This is a genomic window from Caulobacter segnis (assembly GCF_029543125.1).
In the GTDB taxonomy this organism is placed as follows: domain Bacteria; phylum Pseudomonadota; class Alphaproteobacteria; order Caulobacterales; family Caulobacteraceae; genus Caulobacter; species Caulobacter segnis_D.
Window position 1 is genome coordinate 717813 of record NZ_JARQWW010000002.1, and the last position, 23334, is coordinate 741146.

The window sequence follows — 23334 nt, forward strand, 5'->3', positions numbered from 1 at the left end:
CGCGCCATGCCCATCGCCCAGCAGCCTCACGGCCACCTTCGCTCGTTCGGACGCATCCAGGCCCGGCCCCTGAAGCCGCGTCAGGCGGCGCTGTTCGACACGCTCCTGCCCTCCATTGCGGTGCCGGAAGGCGCCTTCGATCCTCGGGCCCTGGCGCCGGAAGCCAAGGAAGTCTGGCTGGAGATCGGCTTCGGGGGCGGCGAGCACATGGCCGGCCAGGCCGCCCGCAATCCCGAGGCGCTGGTCATCGGGGCCGAGCCCTTCGTCAACGGTGTCGGCAGCGCCCTGCGGCACGTCGAGGAGCAGGGTCTGAAGAACGTCCGCCTGCACCATGGCGACGTGCGCGACATCATCGCCGGCCTGCCGGACCAGAGCCTGGACCGGGTGTTCATCATGTTCCCCGATCCCTGGCAGAAGGCGCGCCACCACAAGCGCCGCCTGATCCAGGACGATTTCCTGGCCGAGCTGGGACGCGTGATGAAGCCGGGCGCACGGCTGCGCTTCGCCACCGACTGGGCGAACTACGCGGACTGGGCTCTGGAGAAGATTCTGGCCTGCGGTCTGTTCGCCTGGCCGGCGGAGCGGGCGGACGACTGGCGCATCGCGCCCGCCGACCACCTCACCACGCGGTACGAGGAAAAGAAGCTGGGCGACTGCGCCCCGGTCTTCCTCGATTTCGTCAGGGCCTGATCGGCCCTGACGCCATAGTCTTTAGTGCTCGCCGGCCTTTTCCAGGGCCGGATACGCCTTGGCCGGTTCGGCGGCGTTGAAGGCGTCGATCGACTTGCGGATCAGCTCGGCGGCTTCCTCGACGTCGCCCCAGCCGCTGATCGTGACCGACTTGCCCTTCTCCAGATCCTTGTAGTGTTGGAAGAAGTGGGCGATCTGTTCGATCAGGATGGTCGGCAGTTCGTTCCAGGACGTCACGCCCGTGTAGAACGGGTGCAGCTTGTCCACCGGCACCGCCAGCAGCTTTTCGTCGCCGCCGGCTTCATCGGTCATCTTCAGCACGCCGATCGGGCGGCAGCGGATCACCGCGCCGGGCACCACCGGGGTCTGGCTGACCACCATGATGTCCATGGGATCGCCGTCGTCGGCCAGGGTGTGCGGGATGAACCCGTAGTTGGCCGGGTAATACATGGCGGTGTGCAGGAAGCGGTCGACGAAGATCGCGCCCGAGTCCTTGTCGAGTTCGTACTTCACCGGCTCGCCGCCCTGCGGGATTTCGATCACCGCATAGAGATCATAGGGCGGGTTCTTGCCGGTGGGGATCTTGGAGAGGTCCATGATTGCGGCCGTCCATCACGAAAAATTCAATAAGGCGGCGCCCCCTATGGACCGTAACGCGTCTGGGGAAAAGAGAGGTGCGACGCTTTTTACGTTGCGCCGCACACTGTGCATGCCGGATCGGCGCCGACCCGGACGGTTCGTGACGCGGCCGACAGGGCGTCATAGATCAACAGCCTGTCCTGCAAGGGCTCGCCAGCGCGGGTGATGACCTTCACCGCCTCCAGCGCCATCATCGAGCCGATCACGCCGGCCAGGGCGCCGACCACCCCCACCAGGCTGCAGGTCTCGGCGTCCGGCGGAATCTCCGGCACCAGGCACTGATAGCAGGGACGGCCCGAGAAAACGCCCACTTGGCCGCTCCATCGGCCGATGGCCCCGGTGACCAGGGTCTTGCCCTCGGCCACGCAGGCGGCGTTGACGCAGAAACGGGTGGCGAAGTCGTCCGTGCCGTCCAGCACGAGGTCGTAGTTTTCGACCAGGGCCTCGGCGTTTTCGGCGTTGAGGGCGTGGGGCAGCGGCTCGATAGCCAGATGCGGGTTCAGAGCCAGCAGGTGTTCGGCGGCGGCGATGACCTTCTCGCGCCCCACATCGGCGGCGGAATAGATCACCTGGCGCTGCAGGTTCGACAGGGAGACCGTGTCGGCGTCCACAAGACCGATGGTCCCCACCCCCGCCGCGGCGAGATAGAGGGACGCCGGCGCGCCAAGGCCCCCCGCCCCGACCACCAGGACCCGCGCCGCCTTCAACGCCTGCTGTCCCTGGCCGCCGATTTCACGCAGGACCAGGTGGCGGGCGTACCGCTCAACTTCCTCGCTCGAAAAGCCCATGTGCTTGACCTCTTCGGCTGCGCTCGCCACATCGGACGACATGAAAGCCGACGCTTCTACATTCCCCGATTGGCACGGCACCACAATCCTGGCGGTCCGCAAGGACGGCCGGACCGTGATCGCCGGCGACGGACAGGTGTCCATGGGCCAGACCGTCGTCAAGGGCAACGCCCGCAAGGTCCGCGTCCTGGCCGGCGGCAAGGTGATCGCCGGGTTCGCCGGCGCCACCGCCGACGCCTTCACCCTTATCGAGCGGCTGGAGACCAAGCTTGAGGCCCACCCCGGCCAGCTGGCCCGCGCCTGCGTGGAGCTGGCCAAGGACTGGCGGACCGACCGCTACCTGCGCAAGCTGGAGGCCATGCTGCTCGTGGCCGACGCCGAGGCGATCTACACTGTCACCGGCGTGGGCGACGTGCTGGAGCCGGATCTGGGCGTGGCGGCGATCGGTTCGGGCGGCAACTACGCCCTGGCCGCGGCGCGGGCCCTGATCGACCAGCCCCTGTCGGCCGAAGAGATCGCCCGCAAGGCCATGGGCATCGCCGCCGACATCTGCGTCTACACCAACGGCAATCTGACCGTCGAAACCCTGTAAGGGTTTACAGGGAATTCATGTAACGGCGGCTGACGAGCGGTTTATAGGTCACCGAAACCCCCGTTTCGGACGCGCCCATGATCCGCACTCTTCTCGCCGCCGCCGCCTTGTCGGCCGCGCCCCTTCTGGCCATCGCCCAGACAACCTCTCCGGCCGAGGTCATCGCGGCCGAACGCGCCTTCGCCGCCGACGGCTTCGCCAACGGGGTGAAGGCGTCCTTCCTGCGCCACATGACCGACGACGCCCTGCTGTTCGCGCCGGGACCGGTGAACGCCAAGGCGTTCTTCGAGGGGCGGCCCGACAGCAAGGTGCAGATCAAGTGGTGGCCGATCTTCGCCGGCATCGCCCGCAGCGGCGATCTGGGCTTCACCACCGGCCCGGCGGAGTACGACGGCAAGCGCGGCGGGCACTATTTCACCGTCTGGGCCCGGCAGGCCGACGGCGCCTGGAAATGGGTCTACGACGGCGGCCCGCGCGCGACTTCGGTCGGCCAGCCCGGACCTGAGAGCGAGCCCGTCGCCCTGGCGATGGCCGTCGGCGGCGCCGGCTCGGCGGAAAAGGCTTTCGCCCAAGTCCAGGCCGCCGAAGCCGCGCTGGCCAAGGCCGCGCTCACCGACTCCAAGGCTGCGTTCCTGGCCGTGCTGGCCAAGGAGGCCCGGCTGACCAGCTCCAAGGCGCCCCTGCCCGCCACGCCGGAGGCCGTCGCCGCCGAACTCGACACCCGCGCCAAGGCCATAAGCTTCGCTCAGAAGGGCGGGTCGGCCTCCAGGGCCGGCGATCTGGCCTGGACCTGGGGCGACGCGGATTGGACGTCAGCGGATGGCAAGCCGGCCAAAGGGCACTATGTACGAATCTGGCAGACGCGGCCGGAAGGCTGGCGTCTGGTGTATGACCAGATCCTACCGGCCTGATGACTGAATTCTCACCACGCGAAATCGTCTCCGAACTCGACCGCTACATCGTCGGTCACCCTGAAGCGAAGAAGGCCGTGGCCGTCGCCCTGCGCAACCGCTGGCGACGCCGGCGGCTGCCGGACGACCTGCGCGACGAGGTCACGCCGAAAAACATCCTGATGATCGGCCCCACGGGCGTCGGCAAGACCGAGATCGCCCGCCGCCTGGCGCGTCTGGCCCAGGCCCCGTTCCTGAAGGTCGAGGCCACCAAGTTCACCGAGGTCGGCTATGTGGGCCGCGACGTGGACCAGATCATGCGCGACCTGGTGGAGAGCGCCCTGATCATGGTGCGCGACCGCCGCCGGGCCGGAGTTCGGGCCAGCGCCGAGCGCGCCGCCGAGGAACGCATCCTCGACGCCCTGACCGGCCCCGGCTCCACCGCCGCCCGCGAGAGCTTCCGCAAGAAGCTGCGCGCCGGCGAGCTGAACGACACCGAGGTGGAGATCCAGCTTGCCGACACCGGCGGTCCCAGCATGGACATTCCCGGCCAGGCGGGCGGCATCGGCGTCCTGAACCTGTCGGACATGATGAAGGCCTTCGGCGGGGGGCGGATGAAGACGGTGAAGATGACCGTCGCCGCCGCTCACGCCCCGCTGATCGCCGAGGAAAGCGACAAGCTGCTGGATCAGGAGGCCCTGACCCGCGAGGCGGTCGAGCTGGCCGAGAACAACGGCATCGTCTTCCTGGACGAGATCGACAAGGTCGCCAGCCGCTCCGACCGGGCCGGGGCCGACGTCTCCCGCGAAGGCGTGCAGCGGGACCTGCTGCCCCTGATCGAGGGCACCACCGTGGCCACCAAGCACGGGCCGGTGAAGACCGACCACGTGCTGTTCATCGCCTCGGGGGCCTTCCACGTGGCCAAGCCGTCGGACCTTTTGCCTGAACTTCAGGGCCGTCTGCCGATCCGGGTGGAGCTGAAAGCCCTGACCCGCGACGATTTCCGCCGCATCCTGACCGAGCCGGAAGCCAATCTGATCCGCCAGCACCAGGCCCTGATGCTGACCGAAGGCGTCGAGCTGACCTTCACCGAAGGCGCCATCGACGCCCTGGCCGACGCCGCCGTGGCGGTGAACGGCTCGGTGGAGAACATCGGCGCCCGCCGGCTGCAGACCGTGCTGGAGAAGGTGACCGAGGAGATCAGCTTCACCGCCGGCGACGGCTCGCCGCCCCAGGTGACGATCGACGAAGCCTATGTCCGCGACCGCATCGGCGCCCTGGCCCAGAACGCCGACCTGAGCCGGTATATCCTTTAGGCCGCTTCTCCTCTGGGGGAGAGGGTAAGGGTGAGGGGGCGCTGAGGTTCAGCGGGCAAGGCGCTGCAAGCGGAACCGCCGCAAGGCCCCTCACCCAATCCTCTCCCCACGCGTGGGGAGAGGAGAAGAGTTATCCGCCCCCATTCCACCTCCCGTACTCTTCCCCCGTCCCCATCACGGGAAGGGCGCTCGGCCAGCGCCGGTTGTGGTGGAGATGTGATCGAGCGGGATCTAGGCGTGGAACCCCGGCGTCCACGCGGTCCGGGACCTCCTCGCTGGAGGAGGCCCGCCCGTCAGGGCCTTTGCTCGGAGATTTGTAAGTCCTCTCGAGGAGCCCCCAGACACGATCGCGCGGAGCGGAAAGACCTACGTCGAACCGGCACGCCTAAGTCCCATCGCCTGACGCAGGTCAGGCCGCTCCGCCGCCCTTCCAACCTTGCGGGTTCATACCCGTGGGAACGTTTCTGCACGCCTCCCTCTCCCTTGATGGGAGAGGGATCGAGGGTGAGGGTGACAGCGCCAGCGGGTCCGGGCTCAGCCGCGCCGCATCCTGAAATGCAGCATCACCCTCATCCCCGGTCCTTCTCCCCTCGAGGAGAAGGGGGAAGCAATCAAGCCGCCCGCGCCGCCGCCACGGCCTCCGAGCCGAGGATCGCCGCCTTGCGGGCCAGGCCCCAGTGATAGCCGGTGAGCCGGCCGTCCTTGGCGATGGCCCGGTGGCAGGGGATCAGCAGGGCCAGGGGATTGGCCCCGATCGCCGCGCCCGTGGCCTGGAAGGCCTTGGGCTTTCCGGCCCAGGCGGCGACCTGGCCGTAGGTGGCCGTCTCGCCCGCAGGGATGCGCAGCAGGGCTTTCCACACCTGGACGTGGAACGGCGGCCCGATCAGCACCACCGGCAGGGGACTTTCACCCCCAGCGAAGGCGTGCAGGGCCATGGCGGCGGCGGCCTGGTCGTCGCGAACCCAGTTCGCGGCCGGGAAGCGGCGGTGCATGTCGGCGAAGGCCGCCGCCTCGCCATCCGCCTCGGCGAAGCCCAGACCGGCCAGGCCGCGCGGGGTCATGGCGAACAGAGCCTTGCCGAACGGGGTCGGCGCCCAGCCCCAGGTCAGCTCCAGCCCCTCGCCCCGCCGGCGCGCCTCGCCCGGGGTCACCGCCTCATGGGCGATGAACAGGTCGTGCAGACGCGACGGGCCCGACAGGCCGGCGTCGAAGGCGGCGTCCAGGACGCTGGCCCCGGCGTCGAGGGATTTGCGGGCCTCCGCGTGGGCGATGGCGGCCATGAAGGTCTTGGGGCTGACTCCCGCCCAGCGGGTGAAGGTGCGCTGGAAATGGAACGGCGACAGGCCCGCGGCGTCGGCGGCGTCGTCCAGGCTCGGCCGGTCCAGCCACCGCTGCGCCAGCCAGTCGAGGGCCTGGGCCATGCGGACATAGTCCTGGGACCGAGTCTCCAGCTTCTGGAGCGGGCTGAGGATGGTTTCAGCGATTTCGGAGTCGAGGGGCATGGCGGTCTCCATCTTCGCCATCAGACTAGGTCCCCGGATTGGGCGAATCCGCCCGGTTCTTGCGTCACCGCATGTCTTTCCGCCCGGGCGGTGCGGATGGCCCGCTCCAGGGCGTCAGCGAAGGCGCCGCGCTCGTCCGGACTGAGAGCCCGGGCGACGGTCAGGGCCTTGTTCGACAGGCGGATGCGCACCCGCCGCTCATGCTCCCCCGCCTGCTCCAAAGCCACGCGGGTGAAGGCGGTGGGCGAGGCCCAGATGCGGCGCCGGCGGCCGGGACTTTCGCGCAGGACCACCACCTGTTCGGCCGAGACCTGGACCCGCTCGGCGCGCTCGGACGCCCGGAAGCTGAGCTTGAAAGCCCACCAGATGGCCAGAACGTCCAGGCCCAGGAAGATCGGCACGGGCCAGGCCCCGATTACGAACAGGAAGATGCCGAACAGGACATTGGCGGCGACCACGAAGCCGAGCAGCACCTTGAACCCGCCCGGCGACAGCGAGCGGTTCTGGGTGATCACAGCGTCCATGTAGAGGGTCGCGTCCATGGCCCCACCATGGCGCCTCTTTTCGCGAAGGCGAAGGCGCGGCATGGTCCGCCCCGCATGAAAGCGCCCGCCTCCCAGATCACCGGCAAGACCGCCAAGAAGCCCGCCCGCAAGCCGAAGAAACGCGTGTCCCCCGCCGAACGGGCGCGGATCGACGAGATCTTCACTCGTTTCGAGCGCTTCGAGGACAATCCGAAGACCGAGCTGCGCTTCCACAGCCCCTACACCCTGTTGGTGGCGGTGGCCCTGTCGGCCCAGGCCACGGACGTTTCGGTGAATAAGGCCACCGACAAGCTGTTCGCCGTGGCCGACACCCCGGAGAAGATGCTGGCCCTCGGCGAGGAGGGCCTGACCCCCTACATCGCCTCCATCGGCCTCTACCGGACCAAGGCCAAGAACGTCATCGCCCTGTCCCGGATCATCCTGGAGCAGCACGGCGGTCAGACGCCCCTGAACCGGCAGGCGTTGCAGGCCCTGCCCGGCGTGGGGCGCAAGACCGCCAGCGTGGTGCTGAACGAGCTGGGCATCGAGCCGGCCATCGCCGTGGACACCCACGTCTTCCGTGTCGCCCACCGCCTGAAGCTGTCCAAGGGCAAGACTCCCGACCAGGTGGAGCAGGACCTGTTCGCCATCGTGCCGGAGCCCTGGCTGACCCGGGCGCATCACTGGCTGATCCTGCACGGCCGCTATGTTTGCATCGCCCGCAAGCCCCGATGCCGCAACTGCATCATCGACGACCTGTGCCCCTCGCGAGAGCTGTTCATCGGCGGCTGAAACGCCCCCGGCGCGGGGCCATCGCCAGGAAGCTTATTGGCGCCCAGCGCGGTTATGTTCTATTAATGTTCCGACCAATGCGGTGAGCCGGAATAACGATCGAGACGCCCGCTGAAGACCCTGTTCGGCTGATGGAGGACGCAGACACCGGCGACCGCTTCCTCATCTATGGAACGGACCGCGGGCTTCGTGTCGAGCTTCGCCATGAAGGCGAAACACTCTGGATGACTCAGGCTCAGATGGCCGACCTGTTCGGCATTGATGTTCGCACCGTCAACGAGCACGTCTCCAACGTTTATCGAGAAGGTGAGATCGACGAAGATCCAACTATCCGGAAATTCCGGATAGTTCGATCTGAAGGTGGCCGGCAGGTCACCCGAGAGGTTCTGCACTATAACCTGGATGCGATAATCGCAGTTGGATATCGGGTCAGCTCGAAGCAAGGCACGATTTTCAGGCGATGGGCCACGAACATCCTCGTCAAGTTCGCGACGAAGGGGTTTGTCGTCGATGTGGAGCGACTGAAAGCCCGCGGCGACCAGGACCGGGTCTCTGAGCTTCGCGAAATCATCCGCGACATTCGCGCCTCTGAGGCGAATGGGTATGCGGAGCTTCGGGGCATCTGCGCACTTTGCCAAGATTACGAGCCGAGCTCCGCGCAGGCGATCACCTTCTAAACGCGGATGCAGGCGAAACTCTTCTACGCCGTCACATCGCATACGCCGTCGGAAATTCAGAAGAGCCGCGCGGATGCGGATCATCCCAATATGGGGTTGCAGACTTGGAGCGGTCGCGACGTCACAAAACGTGACGCTAAGGTGGCTAAGAACTATCTGGCTCCCGGCGAAATCCGAGAGCTGAACCGGCTGACCAATATCCTCCTCGATATTTTCGATGATCAGGCTGAAATCGGAAAGCTCGTCACGATGGATCACGCGCCGAGCTGCTTGACCGCCAGTTGAGCAACCTCGGGCGGCAGGTGCTCAATCATGGCGGTCAGATCGGCCATGGCGACGCAGAAACCTCCGCCCTCCGCGAGTACGCCAAGTTCGACGAGCGGAGAAAGGCGGCCAGAAAGGCGGCCATGGACGAGGAATATGCCGCCCTCAAAGCGGCGGGGAAGGCCTTGCCAAAAGGTTCGGCCCGTCGCCAACGCTGAGATGGTGCGCACGAAATTTGCCAGCGGGCCCCGCTTTCGCTAATCGGCGGGGTCAATTCCTTCTGAAAGTCCCCCTGCATGACCGCCCGCTACGACGTCGCCGCCATCGGCAACGCCCTCGTCGACGTGATCGCCCCCTGCGAAGACGCCTTCCTGGAGGCGGAAAAGCTGGTGAAGGGCTCGATGCAGCTCGTCGATCAGGACTTCGCGGTGTCGCTCTATGGCCGCATGGCGTCCGGCGTGGAGACCTCGGGCGGGTCGGGCGGCAACACCATCGCCGGCGTCGCCAGCCTGGGCGGCAAGGCCGTCTATCTGGGCAAGGTCGCCGACGACCAGCTGGGCGACATCTTCGCCCATGACATCAAGGCCATCGGCGTCGACTTCGACGTGCCGCGCCTGATCGGCGGCGCGGCCACCGGCCGCTGCATGATCAACGTCACCCCGGACGGCCAGCGCACCATGTGCACCTTCCTCGGCGCCTCGAACCAGTTGACCGCCGACGACGTGGACCCGGCGGTCATCGAAGGCTCGCAGATCGTCTATCTGGAAGGCTATCTGTTCGACCCGTCGGAGGCGCGCGTCGCCTTCGCCAAGGCCGCCGGCCTGGCCCACGGCGCGGGCCGCCAGATCGCCTTCACCCTGTCCGACAGCTTCGTGGTCGACCGCCACTACGAGGCCCTGCGCGGCTTCGTGGAGACCCAGGTGGACATCGTCTTCGCCAACGAAGCGGAGCTGCTGTCTCTGTACCGCACCGACGACTTCGACGCCGCCGCCAAGCAACTGGCCGCCAGCGTGAAGATCGCCGCCGTGACCCGCAGCGAAAAGGGTTCGGTGGTGCTCGCCGGCGAGGCGCGCCACGAAATCCCGGCCGAGGCTGTGGAGAAAATCGTGGACACGACCGGCGCGGGCGACCAATACGCAGCCGGGTTCCTCTACGGCCTCGCCAAGGGCAAGCCGCTGGCTGACTGCGGCCGGCTGGGCTCCATCGCGGCGGCCGAGGTGATCTCGCACTATGGCCCCCGTCCGCTGGTCTCGCTCGCCGAGCTGGCCGCGGCCAAGGGCTTCTGACAGGAACGGATACGCAAATGGCGCGCACGGCCGAAGTGGTCCGCGAGACGAAGGAGACGCAGATCCGCGTCTCGATCGATCTTGATGGGACCGGCAAGTCGACGATCTCCACCGGCGTGGGCTTCTATGACCACATGCTGGAGAGCTTCGCGCGCCATGGCGGGTTCGATCTTCAGGTCGAGACCAAGGGCGACCTGCACATCGACATGCACCACACGGTCGAGGACACCGGCATCGTCCTGGGCCAAGCGGTGAACAAGGCGCTGGACGGCTTCAAGGGCATCCGCCGCTTCGGCCACGCCTATATCCCGATGGACGAGACCCTGACGCGCTGCGCCATCGACCTGTCCAACCGCCCGTACCTGATCTGGAAGGTGGACTTCACCCGCCCCAAGGTGGGTGAGATGGACACCGAGCTGTTCAAGGAATTCCACCACGCCTTCGCCATGAACTGCGGCGCCTGCGTGCATCTGGAGACCCTGTACGGCGACAACACCCACCATATCGCCGAGAGCGGGTTCAAGGCCCTGGCCCGGGCGCTGCGTCAGGCGGTCGAGATCGACCCCAAGACCGGCGGCCATGCCCCCTCCACCAAGGGCGTGCTGTAAGGTTCATCCATGCAGAGCGTCGCCCTGATCGACTACGGGTCGGGCAATCTGCGCTCGGCCGAACGAGCCCTGGTCGAGGCCGCGCGCCGCCGCGGCCTTTCCGTGGACGTGCGCGTCACCGCCGATCCTGACCTCATCGCCAAGGCCGACCGGGTGTTCCTGCCCGGCGTCGGGGCCTTCGCCTCCTGCCGCGAGGGCCTGGACGCCGCCGGCGTGGTCGAGGCCATGAACGAAGCGGTGAAGGTCCGGGGCGTCCCGTTCCTGGGCATCTGCGTCGGCATGCAGCTTCTGGCCACGCGGGGGCTGGAGTTCCGGATCACCCCCGGCCTCGACTGGATCACCGGCGAGGTGAAGAAGCTAGAACCCTTAGATCCGACCCTGACCATCCCGCACATGGGCTGGAACGCGGTGGAGCGGGTGCGCGAGCACCCCCTGTTCGCCGGCGTGCCGGCCAATTCGCCCATGTACTACGCCAACAGTTTCGCCTTGGACGCCGCTGATCCGGCGGACGTGGTCGCGGTCAGCGACCATGGCGGACGCTTCACGGCGGCGGTGGCGCGGGGCAATGTGGCCGGCGCTCAGTTTCACCCGGAAAAGTCCCAGGACTCCGGTCTTTCCTTCCTCGCCAACTTTCTGGAATGGCGCCCATGATCCTCTATCCCGCCATCGACCTGAAAGACGGCCAGTGCGTGCGCCTGCTGCACGGCGACATGGACAAGGCCACGGTGTTCAACACTTCGGCCGCCGACCAAGCCGAGCGTTTCGCCAAGGACGGCTTCTCCTGGCTGCATGTGGTCGACCTGAACGGCGCCATCGAGGGCCAGTCGATGAACACCAAAGCGGTTGAGGAGATCCTCAACGCCGTGTCGATCCCGGTTCAACTGGGCGGCGGGGTCCGCACCCTTGAGGGCGTCGAGTCCTGGATCGAGGCCGGCGTCAGCCGCGTGATCCTGGGCACGGTGGCCGTGAACAATCCCGAACTGGTCAAGAAGGCCGCCCGCCTGTGGCCCGAGCAGATCGCCGTGGCCGTGGACGTGCGCGACGGCAAGGTCGCCGTGGACGGCTGGACCGCCCTGTCGGACATCAGCGCCGTAGACCTGTCCAAGCGGTTCGAGGACGCCGGGGTCGCGGCCCTGATCGTCACCGACATCTCCCGCGACGGCGCCCTGACCGGCGTGAACGTCGAGGGCGTGGGCGAAGTGGCCGACGCCGTTTCGGTGCCGGTGATCGCCAGCGGCGGCGTCGCCTCGGTGGACGACATCGTCAATCTGAAGGCCCGCAAGGGCGCGCCGATCGCCGGGGCGATCCTGGGCCGCTCGCTCTATGCCGGAACCATCCGCCCGGCCGACGCCATCCGGGCCGCCGGCTGATGCTGACCCGCCGCGTCATTCCCTGCCTGGACGTCAAGGACGGCCGCGTGGTGAAGGGCGTCAACTTCGTGGCCCTGCGCGACGCCGGCGATCCGGTGGAGCAGGCCGCCGCCTATGACGCCGCCGGGGCCGACGAGTTGATGTTCCTGGACATCACCGCCAGCCACGAGGGGCGCGGCCTGATCCTGGACGTGATCGCGCGGACCGCCGACGCCTGCTTCATGCCCCTGTCGGTGGGCGGCGGCGTGCGGGCGGTCGAGGACATGCGCCGCCTGCTGCTGGCCGGCGCCGACAAGGTGGCCATGAACACCGCCGCCGTGGAGAACCCCGACCTGATCGCCGCCGGGGCCGACGCCTTCGGCGCCCAGTGCGTGGTGGTGGCCGTGGACGCCAAGGCGCGTGATGACGGCTCGGGCTGGAACGTCTGGACCTATGGCGGACGCAAGGACACTGGGCTGGATGTGATCGAGTACGCCGCCCGGGCGGTTGAGAAGGGCGCGGGCGAAATCCTGCTGACCTCCATGGACCGCGACGGGGCCAAGACCGGCTACGACATTCCCCTGCTGAAGGCGGTGGGCGACGCGGTGAGCGTGCCGGTGATCGCCAGCGGCGGGGCCGGAAACACCGATCACCTGATCGAGGCCGCCCGCGACGGCGGGGCCGATGCGGTGCTGGCCGCCTCGATCTTCCACTTCGGCGAGATCACCGTGCGCCAGGCCAAGCAGGCCATGGCCGCCGCCGGCCTGCCCATGCGTCTGGAGGCCTGATCATGGCTGAGCTGTTCAAGGTTCTGGAAGGCCTGGCCGCGACGGTCGCCTCTCGCAAGGGTGGGGATGTCTCCGCCTCCTACACCGCCAAGCTGCTGGCTGACCCGGCCCTGGCGGCGAAGAAGCTGGGCGAGGAGGCGACGGAGACGGTGATCGCCGCCGTTCAGGGCGATCTTGACGCCCTGGCCGCCGAAAGCGCCGACCTGCTCTATCATTGGCTGGCCCTGGCTACGGCGGTGGGACTGGATCTGGACGCCGTGGCCGCCAAACTTGAAGCCCGCCAAGGGCAGTCCGGCCTGGCTGAAAAGGCCTCGCGCGGAGCCTAGATCCGCTTCTTCAGGGCGACGTAGAGCGCGCCCTCCCCGCCGTGATGCCGGTCAGCCTGGGAGACCCCGGCCACGATGTCGCTGAGATGCGGGGCCCCCAGCCATTCGGGAACGTAGCGGCGCAGGACGCCCGTTCCCGTCTTGCCCTTGCCGGTGATGACCAGGACCGAACGATAACCCTCGTCCGAGGCCCGGCGCAGAAACGCTTCAAGCGTCGGGCGGGCGCCATCCTGATCCAGGCCGTGCAGGTCCAGACGGGCCTCCAAGGGATCGCGCTCGCGGCTGATGCGGCGTTTTCGGCCGGGCTCGATGGGGTCATAGCCGCTGCGGGCGGCGCGTTTCGGCTTCTGCAGAGCCTTCAGGTCTTCAGCCGCCAGCAGGAGAGGCGCCGCCGCGGTCGCCGTCTTCGGCGGCGCCTTGGGCTTGGGCGGCGTCCGGTCGGGGCGGATGGACTTGGCCAGAGCGGTCCAGGCCGGATCTTCCGGAACATGGAAATCCGCCTCAGGGATCGGCGCGGGCGGCGGCGCGCGCTTGCCGAACTTGGTCTTCTTCAGGGTCTTGGGCGTGACCTTGCTGACCTGGGCGTCATCAGGCGCCCTGCCCTTCACGGTCCCGGCCACGAGATCCCACAGCCGCCGCTCCTCCGGCTTCAGCGGCCGCTTCATGACGTCAGTCCCTCGGAACCAGGCGATAGAGGCGCAGGGCATGGCGCACCCGCCCCGCCTCCAGCCCCGCCGCCGGACCCGAGCCCATGTAGAGATCGGCCCGCACCGCGCCCTTGATGGCCCCGCCTGTATCGAGCGCAGCCACCACGCGGCGATAGGTCGGGAAGGCGCCGTTCAGTTTCGGCGCGTCGGCGTCGATCCAGTAAAGGCCGCCATAGCTGTGCTGGCTGGGGTCCACCGCGATGGCGCGACCCGGCGGCAGCGGGATATTGGCGGCCCCGCGCGGCTCGGCCCCGTCGTCGGGTTTCAGGTGGAAGAACACGTAGCGGCGGTTCAGCTGCATGACCGCATCCGCCTCCGGCCCGCGATGATCGGCGAGCCAGGCGCGGATGTTCTCGGCCGAGGTGTTGCTGTCGGCCAGCAGGCCCTTTTCACGCATGGGCGCGGCGATGCCGAGGAACGGCTGGCCGTTGTGGCCGGAATAGAGCGCCTTGAACCGCTTGCCGTCGGGCAGGACCAGAACGCCGGAGCCCTGAATCTGCAGGAAGAACAGGTCCTCCGGCTTCATCCAGGCCAGGGGCTTGTCCGTCTCCACCGCCTCAATGGCCGCGCGGTCGGGATAGGGCTTCGGCACGCCGCCGGTGACTTGGGCGGGCACCGGGCCGGAACCCAGGTCGATCATCTCCAGATCCGCCGGTTTGGCGCGGACAGGGGCGGTGTACTCGCCGCGACGGGAGAAGCGGGCCTCATAGACCGGCGCGAAATAGGCGGTCAGGGTCCCTTCATCGCCCATTGACCGGGCGACGAGGTGGGCTTCCAGCCAGGCCTGCGCCTCCGCCGGTTTCAGGTCGCCGGCATGGCGGGCCTTGCGGCAAAGCTCGGCGGATGAGGGGTCCTTGGCGGCCTGACAGCCGGTCTTCAGCGCCTCGAAAGCGGCCAGATGGTCTTCCTGCGCCCAACCGGGCAGGTCTGAAAGAACATAAACCAGCGGCCGGGGCGTCGGACGTTCCGGCGGCTGTTCGGCTGGACGGCCCGGCGCGGGGGGACCTTCCGGCGCCTCGGCCGGCGGCGGAGTTCGGGTGGCGCAGGCCGCCAGGATCAGCGCCGCGAGAGCTGCGGCGCCGGGATGCAGAGCAATACGGCGCATCACGCCGCCGCGGCGTCGACGTTCACCAGGGTCCAGTTGGGGTCGCGGCTCTTCAGATCGCGCTCGAAGGTCCACAGTTCGGCCGTACGGCGGTCATCCACCGCCTCGCCTTCCGGACCCTTGGTGCGGCTGCGGAACTCGGCCAGGAAGCGGACCACCACGCGGGCCATGTCGCCCTTCACCGCCGCGCTTTCGAAATCGGCGCGGGGCGGATGCAGGAATTCGACGGTTTCGGTGCGGTTTTCAGCCTCGCGGGCGGTGATCGCGCCGTCGAAGCCCTCCATCACCTGTTCGGACAGCAGAGGCCGCAGGGTTTCGCGGTCGCCGGCGGCGAAGCCGCGCACCACCATCTCATAGGCCTGGCGGGCGCCGTGCAGGAAGCGGCTGACGTCGAAGGCCGGGTCGCGGGCTCGCAGGGCGGCCAGACCGTCGGCGGCGGCGAAATCCGCGCCCTCGGCCTTGGGGGCGTCGACGATCACCGGACCACGCGGAGCCTCCACAGGGGCGGGCGTGTCTTCAGGCTGCCGGCCGACCCGGCGGCCGAGCACCGAATAGAGCTGATAGAGCACCACGGCGGCGAGAACGGCGAAGATGATCAGTTCGAGAGCTTGCAAAGGAAGACCGACTTCAATGGAACAGTTGGAATGCAATATAGGCGCGACAGGCCGCCACGTCAGGCCCGGCGTTGCACCGGGGGTCCCCTCATGTTAGCAGCCCGGCTCTCAACCCTGATCTGAAGGCCGTGAGGCATTGTCGCCCGGCTGTCCATCCTGACGGATTTCCCATGACCGACACCACTTCCGGCGTTCCGGAAACCCCCGCCGAAGGCGAACAAATCGGCGTTCGCGTCATCGCCCAGTTCATCCGCGACCTGTCCTTCGAGAATCCGGGCGCGCCGGAATCCCTGCGCGGCGGCGGCCAGCCTGAGATCGACATGGGCGTCGAGATGAACGCCCGCGGCCGCACGGACGGCCTGTTCGAGGTGGATCTGAAGCTGTCGGCCCGCGCCACGCGCGGTTCGGACGCCGTCTTCCACGTCGAAGTCGTCTATGGCGGCCTGTTCCAGGTGACCGGCGTCAGCGAAGACGATCTTGAGCCGGTGCTGCTGATCGAATGCCCGCGCTTCCTGTTCCCGTTCGCCCGCCGCGTGATCGCGGATGTGACCAGCGAAGGCGGCTTCCCGCCGTTCCTGATCGACCCGATCGACTTCGGTGGCGTCTACGCCCAACGCAAGGCGCAGGCAGGCGGCGTCCAGATCGGCAACGCCTGATACGAAAAGAAAACGGCGGCTGGAGGGATCCAGCCGCCGTTCCTTCAAGCAGCAGTCCTTTCGGACGATGCTTACTTCTTCGCGACGGCGTCCTTCAGGGTCTTGGACGGACGGAAGCGAACGGCCTTCGTGGCCGCGATCTTGATGGTTTCGCCGGTGGCCGGGTTGCGGCCTTCGCGAGCGGCGCGGTCGGCCACGTCGAAGATGCCCAGGCCCGACAGGCGGACGTCTTCGCCCTTCACCAGGGTCGCTTGGATGGTCGACAGGAACGCGTCGAGGACGCGGCCGGCTTCAGCTTGCGAAACGCCGGCTTCCTTGGCGGCCGCGGCGATCAGTTCGGATTGGTTCACGTCAAATCTCCTTGGTTGAACCGGGATTTTCTCTCACGACGGTCACGGCCGGCGTGGCGAGATGGGGTTGCGGCTATAGTCCGACCTTCAGCCAGACAGCCTTGTCCTTGAGGGTCGCCGCTACGAATTCGGCGTGGGCGGCGCGTTCAGCGTCGGTGGAGCGGGGCGCCAGCGGCCGGGGCCGTTCGCCATAACCGCCGGCCATCGCCGCGGAGACCGCCAGAGCGGCGGTCGAGTGGGTGAGATCCAGAGCGCGTTCCTTGCCGCCCTGCAACTCCAGATAAACCTCGGCCAGCAGATGGGCGTCGATCAGCGCCCCGTGCTTGTCGCGGCTTTCCAGCGAGATCTTGAAGCGTTTGCACAGCGCATCGAGCGAATTGTACATGCCGGGGAAGCGCTTCTTGGCCAGGGCCAGGGTGTCGACCCAGCGCTCCTCGTGCATCAAGGCGCGGCCGCAGCGGCCCATCTCGTAATTGACGAAATTACGGTCGAAGGCCGCGTTGTGGGCCACGATCACGGCGTCGCCGACGAATTCGGCGAAGCGGTCGGCGATCTCGGCGAACTTGGGCTTGCCCTTCAGGAAGGCGCCCGACAGGCCGTGGACCTTCTCGGCCTCGGCCGGCATGTCGCGCTCGGGATCGACATATTCGTGGAAGGATCGGCCGGTGGGAATGAAGTCCACCACCTCGATGCAGCCGATTTCAACCAGACGATCGCCCTTCAGCGGATCGAAGCCGGTGGTTTCGGTGTCGAGGATGATCTCACGCGCCATGGCGATTCCATGCCGATGTTCGTCAGCCGCATCAAGCTGAACGAGGCTGAAACCGCACGCTGGCAAGGATTTTTCGCACTTCGGCCCGGGCGAAATCGAGTCCTTGGGCCGTATCCACCACAAAATCGGCCCTTCGTCGCTTCTCGGCGTCCGGCAACTGGCGGTGGAGAATGGCCTGCAGTTTCGCTTCGGTCATGTCCGGCCGGGCCAAAACACGCTGGCGTTGGACCTCCGCGGGGGCGGAAACCACCACCACCTTGTCCACCTTGCCCTCCCCGCCGGTCTCGTAGAGCAGCGGGATATCCAGCAGAACCACGTCGGCGCCGGCCGCTTCCGCCTTTTCGAAGAAGGCGGCGCGGGTCTGGGCGACCAGGGGGTGCACGATCGCCTCCAGCTTCTGGAGGGCCTCCGGCTTGCCGACCACCTGGGCGCTGAGCGCGGCGCGATCGATGGCGCCGTCCTTCACCACGCCCGGAAAGGCCGCGCCCACCGGGCCGACCGCTGCACCGCCGTTTGCATAAAGACGGTGAACCTCAGCGTCGGCGTCATAGACAGGCACGCCCTCGGCCGCGAACATGGCCGCAGTGGTGGACTTGCCCATGCCGATGGACCCGGTGAGGCCAAGCAGGATCATTGATCCAGAGCCTTCAACGCCAGGGCTCGGACATCCACTGAAGCCGGCGGAACTTGGCCGAAGAAGGCCTCGAAGCTGGGCACGGCCTGACGGACCAGCATCTCCAGACCGTCCACGGTCCGGCGGCCGCTGGCGGCGGCGCGTTCGAGGAATTCGGTGCGCAGCGGCTTGAAGACCATGTCCATGACCACGGCCGAGGCCGGCGCCGCATCCAGATCCACATCAGGGCCAGCGCGGCCGCCGAGCCCCAGGGAGGTGGCGTTCACCACCAGGGCCGCGTCGGCCAGAGCCGCCGGCGCGTCATCCCAGGCATGAGCGCTGCAGCCGGCGCCCATCTCGGCGGCGATCTCCTGAGCTCGGGCCAGGGTGCGATTGATGATGCGGACCGACGGCGCTCCAGCCTCGATCAGGGCCGCGGCCGCGCCTCGCGCGGCGCCGCCGGCCCCCAGCAGAACGACCGGACCCGTCTTCGCCTCATAATTTGCCTGAGCCTTGAGCGCCTCAAGCAAGCCCACGCCGTCCGTATTGTCGGCGAAGATCGTACCATCGGGACGAAACAGCAACAGGTTCGAGGCGCCGGCCCGGCGCGCGACCGCCGAAGCCTCGTCCGCCAGGGCGAGCGCGCGTTCCTTGAACGGAATGGTGACGTTCAGCCCGCGCACCACGCCGCCGCGCAGGCCGTCGACGAAGGCTTCAAACCGACCTTCCGGCGGAGCGAAGGGCACATAGGCCGCGTCGATCCCGGCTTCGGCGATCCAGGCGTTGTGCAGAACCGGGCTGAGAGAGTGGGCGATGGGCTGGCCGCAAACGCCGGCGACCCGGGCGGCTCCGGTGATCACGAGGCGAGAACCTTGTGCAGGCGCAGGAAATCCAGCAGTCCCATCAGGGGCAGGCCGAGGATGGTGAAGTAGTCGCCGTCGATGCGGTCGAACAACTGAACGCCCTCGGTTTCCAGCATGTAGCAGCCCACGGAGCCGAGAATGACTTCGCCCTGGCGTTCGAGATAGCCGTCCAGCCATTCGTCGCTGAACTCGCGCATCCGCAGGGTGGCGGTGGTCACTTCGCGCCAGATGGGTCGGCCGTCGCGGGCGACAACGAGGCCGGAATGCAGCTTGTGGCTTTTCCCGCGCAGGCTTTTCAGCCGTTCGCGCGCCTCGAACATGGTCGTGGCCTTGTCGTAGAGCTGACCGTCCAAGTCGAGGGTCTGGTCAGCGCCGATCACCAAGCCGGGGCGCTTGGTCGACACCTTCACGGCCTTCAGCTCGGCCAGGGCGTCGGCGATTTCGCGGGGCGTGGCCTTGTCGGCGAGCAGGGACGCCTTGGCGGCGTCTTCATCCACACCGGCGCCGACCGCCTCGAAAGGCACGCCTGCATTGGTCAGAAGCTGGGTGCGGGCGGCGCTCTTCGACGCCAGGGTCACCATCGTCATACTCAAATCTCAACCTGGCCGCGGCCGCCATACAGAAGGTTCATGATCGCCGCGGCGGTCTCCTCGATGGAGCGGCGGGTGACGTCGATCACCGGCCAGCCCATGCGTTCGAAAAGCCGGCGAGCCTGGATGATTTCGGACCGTACGGCCTCCACATCCACATAGTCGCTTTCGCGATCCTCGCGCAGAGACAGCAGGCGGTTGCGGCGGATCTGGATCAGCCTGTCCGGCGAGGCGGTGAGGCCGACGATCAGCTTGCCCTTGGCGTCGAACAGCTTCTGCGGCGGCGCCTGGCCCGGGACCAGCGGCACATTGGCGGCGCGGATGCCGCGATGGGCCAGATAGATGGAGGTCGGAGTCTTGGAGGTGCGGGACACCCCCACCAGGATCACATCCGCCTGCTCCAGGTCCTGGCCGCCGGCGCCGTCATCATTGGCGATGGCGTAATTCAGGGCCTCGATCCGGTCGAAATAATCGTTGTCCAGCGCATGCTGAGCGCCGACCCGGGTGGAGATCTTGGCGCCCAGATAACGGGACATGGCCGAAACCACCGGATCCAGAGCGGCGATGCAGGGCATCTCCAGGCGTCGGCAGCCATCCTCCAGCGCGGCGCGAAGACCAGCATCGACGATGGTGTGCATGACGATGCCCGGTGCGCCGGAAATCTCCTCCAGGGCCCGTTCCAGCTGACGGGTGGATCGGATCAGGGCGTAGATGTGCTCGATCGGCAGCACGTCGTTGAAGCGGGCGCAGACCGCGCGCGCCATGGCGTTCAACGTCTCGCCGGTGGAATCCGACACCAGGTGGATATGGAAGTAGGTCGAGACCCGAGGCCGTTCGACCCGTTCCTCATCTCCGCCCTGTGGATGCGCCGTTAATGGTTGCTTAACCAAAGTTCGTCTCTCTGGGGATCAGCGGGCAGAAAACCGCGCGTCGCAATCTTTGCCAAGCGCGCCGGTTGAGAACCACCCCTCTTGCTGTCTTGTAAATCCCCAGGAGCGGTCCGTTCCAGGTCGATCCCCCGCGTCTTGTCGGATGGGCTTGGGGACAGGCATAGCTGATCCACCTCTCCGCGCACGGGTTCGAATTAAGATTTCCTTAAGGAATTGGGCAGGTTGTCGACTTGTCCACGATCTCCACAGCCGAGGTCTGGAACTGTGGGCGGGTCTGGGCGCGAATATCGGGAGACTGGTGGGACAAGGGCGCGCCGAGAACGCTTTTCCCCATCATCCACCTGACCAGCACCTTCCTCCATTCTTCCTTAAAATCTTATTAAGATAAGAAAGGAGGGAAGGGACGGGACCTGATCGGACCTTCGGACTTGAGCCTTCGAGCGGGACCCGGTTTAAGGCGGGAATGACCGACCAGGCTCCGACGACCCCGACTCCGAAATTCCTCTCCGTGCTCGCCGGGCAAAGGGCCGAACGCCCGCCTGTATGGTTCATGCGGCAGGCTGGGCGTTATCTGCCGGAGTATCGGGCCCTTCGCGCCACGACCCCGGATTTCATCAGCTTCTGCCTGGATTCGGAGAAAGCCGCCGAGGCGACCCTGCAACCCATGCGGCGGTTCCCGTTCGACGCCTCCATCGTCTTCGCGGACATTCTCCTGATCCCCCGGGCCCTTGGGCAGGACGTGTGGTTCGAGGCAGGCGAGGGTCCGAAGCTTGGGGAGCTGCCGAGCCTGGACGTCATCGAGGGCAAGGTGGACGGCGCCGCCGAAGCGCTGAGAGCCGTCGGGAACACGCTTTCCATCGTCCGTGAGGCTCTGGAGCCGGAACGGGCCCTGATCGGCTTCGCGGGCGCTCCCTGGACCGTGGCGACCTATATGATCGAAGGAGGCTCCTCCGATCGGTCCAAGGCCCGCACCTTCGCCTACGAACAGCCGGAGGAGATGGAGCGTCTGTTGAACGCCCTGGCCGACAGCACCGCCCTCTATCTGGCCATGCAGGCGCGGTCAGGCGCCCAGGCCCTGAAGATTTTCGAGAGCTGGGCGGAGGGGCTGCCCGAGGATCTGTTCGAGAAACTGGTCATTCGCCCGCACCAGCGGATCATCAGCCGCCTTCGAGCGGAAGGGATCGACACGCCGGTGATCGGCTTCCCCCGTGGTTCGGCCGCCTATGCCGAACGGTACGCCATGAAGGTGGATGTGCAGGGCGTGGCCCTCGACACCGCCTGCCCGGCTCTGACCGGCCAGCGGGTTCAGGCCGTGAAGCCGATCCAGGGCGCGCTGGACCCTCTGCTTCTGCGGGCCGGGGGCGAGGCGTTGGATATCCGCGTCCAACAGATGCTCGAGCAGTGGGGCGGCGGTCCCTACATCTTCAATCTGGGCCACGGCATCCTGCAGGATACGCCGATCGCGCATGTGGAGCGCGTTCTGGCCAGGGTCACCGGCAAATGAGCCGGCGGGTCGCCGTCGTCCTGATGAACCTGGGCGGGCCGGATGGTCCGAAATCGGTCCAGCCGTTCCTGTTCAACCTGTTCCGCGATCCGGCGATCATCGGCTTGCCGGCGATCGCGCGCTACCCACTGGCGGCGCTGATCTCCACGAGTCGGCGCAAGGAAGCCACGGCCAACTACGCGATCATGGGCGGCGGCTCGCCGCTTCTTCCGGAGACGCAGGCCCAGGCGGATGCCCTGGAGGCGTCGCTGAAAGCCCGGGGCGTGGAGGCGAAGTGCTTCATCGCCATGCGCTATTGGCATCCGCTGACGGAGAATACCGCGCGGGACGTGGCGGCCTGGGCGCCGGACGAGGTGGTCCTGCTGCCGCTTTATCCGCAGTTCTCGACCACCACGACGGACTCCTCGCTGAAGGCCTGGAAGAAGGCTTATCGCGGACCGGGCGTGGTGCGGACGGTTTGCTGCTATCCGACAATGGACGGCCTGGTCGAAGCACACGCGCGAAAGATACTGACGGCCTACGAGGCGGCTGGACGGCCTGGCAAGGTGCGGCTGCTGTTTTCCGCCCACGGTTTGCCGCAAAAGGTGATCGACGCGGGTGATCCTTATGAGCAGCAGATCCAGGCCACGGCCAAGGCTGTGGCGGATCGTCTGGGCGCGGGTTGGGATTGGCAGGTCTGTTACCAGAGCCGGGTAGGACCGCTGAGATGGCTTGGCCCGTCCACACCGGAGGCTATCGAAGAAGCTGTCGGCGAAGGCCTGGGTCTGGTGATCTGTCCGATCGCCTTCGTCTCCGAGCATGTGGAGACTTTGGTGGAGCTGGATCACGAATACGCCGATCTGGCCAAGGGCCTGGGCGCGTCCGCCTATGTGCGCGTTGCGGCCCTGGGGATCGAACCGGCCTTCATCAATGGACTGGCCGGACTTACTGTAGACGTTCTGGCGGAGGCGTCCGATGACTGGACGTGCGGGACCAACCAGCCGAAATGTGCTGAGCGGAGCAAGGGAGCGGCTCGATGACATGGCTGGCTGAGCGCTACGATCTTCTGCGGGGCCTTCACATTCTGGCGGTGATCGCCTGGATGGCGGGCCTGCTCTACCTGCCGCGGCTCTACGCCTACCACACCAAGGCGACGCCGGGCGGCGAGGCAGACCTGACCTTCCGCACCATGGAGGCCAAGCTCCTGCGGATCATCATGACGCCCGCCATGGGCTTGGCCTGGATCTTCGGGGTTTGCCTGATCGCGGCCGACACGGTGCGCCTGGGCCATGACTTCCTGCTGCAGCCCTGGATGCTGGTGAAATTGGCCGGGGTTCTTTTCCTGAGCGGGTGGCATGGCTATCTGTCGAAGGCGCGGAAGCTTTTCGCCGAGGGGCGCAACCAACGCAGCGAGAAATTCTGGCGCGCCACCAACGAGCTGCCCTTCCTGGCGGCTATTGTGATGGTCATCGCCGTGACGACCGAGTTCGGTCGCTAGACACCTCAGCGACCGTGCGCCGCGCTTGACCGGCGCGGGCCGTTATGGTTCCCCTGCTGGCAAGCATGGGGCGGACGCTTCGTGTTCCCGCCTCTTTCCGGGTCGTGCGCGGTCCTCGCGCCCCTTAATGGCCCGGCTCCCGAATTTCGCGCCTTATGCGCA

29 protein-coding genes and 1 pseudogene are annotated in these 23334 nt (G+C 67.2%); 16 read left to right on the forward strand and 14 right to left on the reverse strand.

The features are described from left to right. Positions 1 to 6: 6 nt before the first annotated feature. Positions 7 to 690, forward strand: a complete 684-nt coding sequence (gene trmB, locus P7B02_RS08100) for a tRNA (guanosine(46)-N7)-methyltransferase TrmB (protein WP_277785814.1) — start codon at positions 7 to 9, stop codon at positions 688 to 690. A 21-nt stretch (positions 691 to 711) separates the two neighbouring features. Here trmB and ppa read toward each other — a convergent pair whose 3' ends face one another. Both ppa and P7B02_RS08110 read right to left on the reverse strand, forming a co-directional pair. Next, complete coding sequence (gene ppa, locus P7B02_RS08105) at positions 712 to 1287, reverse strand: inorganic diphosphatase (protein WP_277785815.1); 576 nt, start codon at positions 1285 to 1287, stop codon at positions 712 to 714. An 89-nt stretch (positions 1288 to 1376) separates the two neighbouring features. Continuing rightward, positions 1377 to 2117, reverse strand: coding sequence for a HesA/MoeB/ThiF family protein (locus tag P7B02_RS08110; RefSeq protein ID WP_277785816.1), 741 nt, complete (start codon positions 2115 to 2117; stop codon positions 1377 to 1379). Here P7B02_RS08110 and hslV point away from each other — a divergent pair. The 3 genes from hslV (at position 2116) to hslU (ending at position 4915) form a co-directional block, all read left to right on the forward strand. After that, on the forward strand, positions 2116 to 2709 hold the full coding sequence (gene hslV / locus P7B02_RS08115; protein ID WP_277785817.1) for an ATP-dependent protease subunit HslV: 594 nt from the start codon (positions 2116 to 2118) through the stop codon (positions 2707 to 2709). The two genes, P7B02_RS08110 and hslV, sit on opposite strands and share 2 nt — an antisense overlap. A 77-nt stretch (positions 2710 to 2786) precedes the next feature. Next, entirely contained in the window at positions 2787 to 3620 is an 834-nt protein-coding gene (locus P7B02_RS08120) for a DUF4440 domain-containing protein (RefSeq protein ID WP_277785818.1), read from the forward strand. After that, positions 3620 to 4915 (forward strand): ATP-dependent protease ATPase subunit HslU, encoded by a 1296-nt coding sequence (gene hslU / locus P7B02_RS08125; protein ID WP_277785819.1) that lies wholly within the window; start codon positions 3620 to 3622, stop codon positions 4913 to 4915. Before P7B02_RS08120 ends, hslU begins: the two co-directional genes overlap by 1 nt. 611 nt (positions 4916 to 5526) lie before the next feature. Here hslU and P7B02_RS08130 read toward each other — a convergent pair. Next, the gene (locus tag P7B02_RS08130) at positions 5527 to 6417 is read right to left on the reverse strand and encodes a methylated-DNA--[protein]-cysteine S-methyltransferase (protein ID WP_277785820.1); all 891 of its coding nucleotides are present in this window, start codon (positions 6415 to 6417) and stop codon (positions 5527 to 5529) included. Positions 6418 to 6437: 20 nt separating this feature from the next. After that, on the reverse strand, positions 6438 to 6959 hold the full coding sequence (locus P7B02_RS08135; protein WP_277785821.1) for a DUF2244 domain-containing protein: 522 nt from the start codon (positions 6957 to 6959) through the stop codon (positions 6438 to 6440). 57 nt (positions 6960 to 7016) lie between these two features. Here P7B02_RS08135 and nth point away from each other — a divergent pair, with 57 nt between their 5' ends. Continuing rightward, the gene (gene nth / locus P7B02_RS08140; RefSeq protein WP_277785822.1) at positions 7017 to 7733 is read left to right on the forward strand and encodes an endonuclease III; all 717 of its coding nucleotides are present in this window, start codon (positions 7017 to 7019) and stop codon (positions 7731 to 7733) included. A gap of 239 nt (positions 7734 to 7972) precedes the next feature. Beyond that, positions 7973 to 8695 (forward strand): annotated as a pseudogene (gene rhuM / locus P7B02_RS08145) (RhuM family protein). Here rhuM and P7B02_RS08150 read toward each other — a convergent pair. Next, complete coding sequence (locus tag P7B02_RS08150; RefSeq protein WP_277785823.1) at positions 8665 to 8904, reverse strand: hypothetical protein; 240 nt, start codon at positions 8902 to 8904, stop codon at positions 8665 to 8667. The pseudogene rhuM and the gene P7B02_RS08150 sit on opposite strands and share 31 nt — an antisense overlap. A 66-nt stretch (positions 8905 to 8970) precedes the next feature. On the opposite strand from P7B02_RS08150, the gene P7B02_RS08155 reads away from it, so the two are divergent. Genes P7B02_RS08155 through P7B02_RS08180 form a run of 6 tightly spaced genes read left to right on the forward strand, consistent with a single transcriptional unit; the run spans position 8971 to position 13031 of the window. Further along, on the forward strand, positions 8971 to 9960 hold the full coding sequence (locus tag P7B02_RS08155) for an adenosine kinase (protein WP_277785824.1): 990 nt from the start codon (positions 8971 to 8973) through the stop codon (positions 9958 to 9960). Positions 9961 to 9977: 17 nt separating this feature from the next. Further along, positions 9978 to 10568, forward strand: coding sequence for an imidazoleglycerol-phosphate dehydratase HisB (hisB, locus tag P7B02_RS08160; RefSeq protein ID WP_277785825.1), 591 nt, complete (start codon positions 9978 to 9980; stop codon positions 10566 to 10568). A 9-nt stretch (positions 10569 to 10577) separates the two neighbouring features. Beyond that, positions 10578 to 11219 (forward strand): imidazole glycerol phosphate synthase subunit HisH, encoded by a 642-nt coding sequence (gene hisH / locus P7B02_RS08165; protein ID WP_277785826.1) that lies wholly within the window; start codon positions 10578 to 10580, stop codon positions 11217 to 11219. Further along, positions 11207 to 11938, forward strand: coding sequence for a 1-(5-phosphoribosyl)-5-[(5-phosphoribosylamino)methylideneamino]imidazole-4-carboxamide isomerase (hisA, locus tag P7B02_RS08170; protein ID WP_277785827.1), 732 nt, complete (start codon positions 11207 to 11209; stop codon positions 11936 to 11938). Before hisH ends, hisA begins: the two co-directional genes overlap by 13 nt. Continuing rightward, complete coding sequence (hisF, locus tag P7B02_RS08175; RefSeq protein WP_277785828.1) at positions 11938 to 12705, forward strand: imidazole glycerol phosphate synthase subunit HisF; 768 nt, start codon at positions 11938 to 11940, stop codon at positions 12703 to 12705. The genes hisA and hisF overlap by 1 nt, the downstream gene beginning before the upstream one ends. Positions 12706 to 12707: 2 nt before the next feature. After that, positions 12708 to 13031: a phosphoribosyl-ATP diphosphatase gene (locus tag P7B02_RS08180; RefSeq protein ID WP_277785829.1), complete on the forward strand. Its 324-nt coding sequence runs from the start codon at positions 12708 to 12710 to the stop codon at positions 13029 to 13031. Here the strand turns inward: P7B02_RS08180 and P7B02_RS08185 are convergent. Genes P7B02_RS08185 through timA form a run of 3 tightly spaced genes read right to left on the reverse strand, consistent with a single transcriptional unit; the run spans position 13028 to position 15457 of the window. Continuing rightward, complete coding sequence (locus tag P7B02_RS08185; RefSeq protein ID WP_431355797.1) at positions 13028 to 13696, reverse strand: Smr/MutS family protein; 669 nt, start codon at positions 13694 to 13696, stop codon at positions 13028 to 13030. The two genes, P7B02_RS08180 and P7B02_RS08185, sit on opposite strands and share 4 nt — an antisense overlap. A gap of 4 nt (positions 13697 to 13700) precedes the next feature. Continuing rightward, a complete protein-coding gene (gene mltA / locus P7B02_RS08190) occupies positions 13701 to 14843 on the reverse strand; it encodes a murein transglycosylase A (protein WP_277785830.1) in 1143 nt (380 codons plus the stop codon). After that, complete coding sequence (gene timA, locus P7B02_RS08195) at positions 14843 to 15457, reverse strand: TIM44-related membrane protein TimA (RefSeq protein ID WP_277785831.1); 615 nt, start codon at positions 15455 to 15457, stop codon at positions 14843 to 14845. Before timA ends, mltA begins: the two co-directional genes overlap by 1 nt. Positions 15458 to 15627: 170 nt before the next feature. Between timA and secB the strand changes: the two genes are divergently transcribed. Then, positions 15628 to 16113 carry a protein-export chaperone SecB gene (secB, locus tag P7B02_RS08200; RefSeq protein WP_277785832.1) on the forward strand — a complete coding sequence of 162 codons (486 nt, stop codon included), beginning with the start codon at positions 15628 to 15630 and terminating at the stop codon, positions 16111 to 16113. Positions 16114 to 16184: 71 nt separating this feature from the next. Here the strand turns inward: secB and P7B02_RS08205 are convergent, their stop codons facing one another. The 6 genes from P7B02_RS08205 to P7B02_RS08230 all read right to left on the reverse strand — a co-directional run bounded on the left by P7B02_RS08205 (position 16185) and on the right by P7B02_RS08230 (position 20191). Continuing rightward, a complete protein-coding gene (locus P7B02_RS08205; protein WP_277785833.1) occupies positions 16185 to 16463 on the reverse strand; it encodes an HU family DNA-binding protein in 279 nt (92 codons plus the stop codon). Positions 16464 to 16536: 73 nt separating this feature from the next. Next, positions 16537 to 17235: a DNA polymerase III subunit epsilon gene (gene dnaQ / locus P7B02_RS08210; RefSeq protein ID WP_277785834.1), complete on the reverse strand. Its 699-nt coding sequence runs from the start codon at positions 17233 to 17235 to the stop codon at positions 16537 to 16539. Positions 17236 to 17266: 31 nt separating this feature from the next. Then, positions 17267 to 17869: a dephospho-CoA kinase gene (coaE, locus tag P7B02_RS08215; RefSeq protein WP_277785835.1), complete on the reverse strand. Its 603-nt coding sequence runs from the start codon at positions 17867 to 17869 to the stop codon at positions 17267 to 17269. Then, entirely contained in the window at positions 17866 to 18708 is an 843-nt protein-coding gene (gene aroE / locus P7B02_RS08220; RefSeq protein ID WP_277785836.1) for a shikimate dehydrogenase, read from the reverse strand. The genes coaE and aroE overlap by 4 nt, the downstream gene beginning before the upstream one ends. Then, positions 18705 to 19304, reverse strand: coding sequence for a Maf family protein (locus P7B02_RS08225; RefSeq protein ID WP_277785837.1), 600 nt, complete (start codon positions 19302 to 19304; stop codon positions 18705 to 18707). Before P7B02_RS08225 ends, aroE begins: the two co-directional genes overlap by 4 nt. Next, positions 19301 to 20191 carry a pyruvate, water dikinase regulatory protein gene (locus tag P7B02_RS08230; RefSeq protein ID WP_277785838.1) on the reverse strand — a complete coding sequence of 297 codons (891 nt, stop codon included), beginning with the start codon at positions 20189 to 20191 and terminating at the stop codon, positions 19301 to 19303. The genes P7B02_RS08225 and P7B02_RS08230 overlap by 4 nt, the downstream gene beginning before the upstream one ends. A 463-nt stretch (positions 20192 to 20654) precedes the next feature. Here P7B02_RS08230 and hemE point away from each other — a divergent pair, with 463 nt between their 5' ends. The 3 genes from hemE to P7B02_RS08245 are packed head-to-tail and all read left to right on the forward strand — an operon-like array spanning position 20655 to position 23172. After that, positions 20655 to 21695: a uroporphyrinogen decarboxylase gene (gene hemE, locus P7B02_RS08235; RefSeq protein ID WP_277785839.1), complete on the forward strand. Its 1041-nt coding sequence runs from the start codon at positions 20655 to 20657 to the stop codon at positions 21693 to 21695. Beyond that, positions 21692 to 22714, forward strand: coding sequence for a ferrochelatase (hemH, locus tag P7B02_RS08240; protein WP_277785840.1), 1023 nt, complete (start codon positions 21692 to 21694; stop codon positions 22712 to 22714). The genes hemE and hemH overlap by 4 nt, the downstream gene beginning before the upstream one ends. Beyond that, on the forward strand, positions 22711 to 23172 hold the full coding sequence (locus P7B02_RS08245; RefSeq protein ID WP_277785841.1) for a CopD family protein: 462 nt from the start codon (positions 22711 to 22713) through the stop codon (positions 23170 to 23172). The genes hemH and P7B02_RS08245 overlap by 4 nt, the downstream gene beginning before the upstream one ends. Positions 23173 to 23334 lie beyond the last annotated feature (162 nt).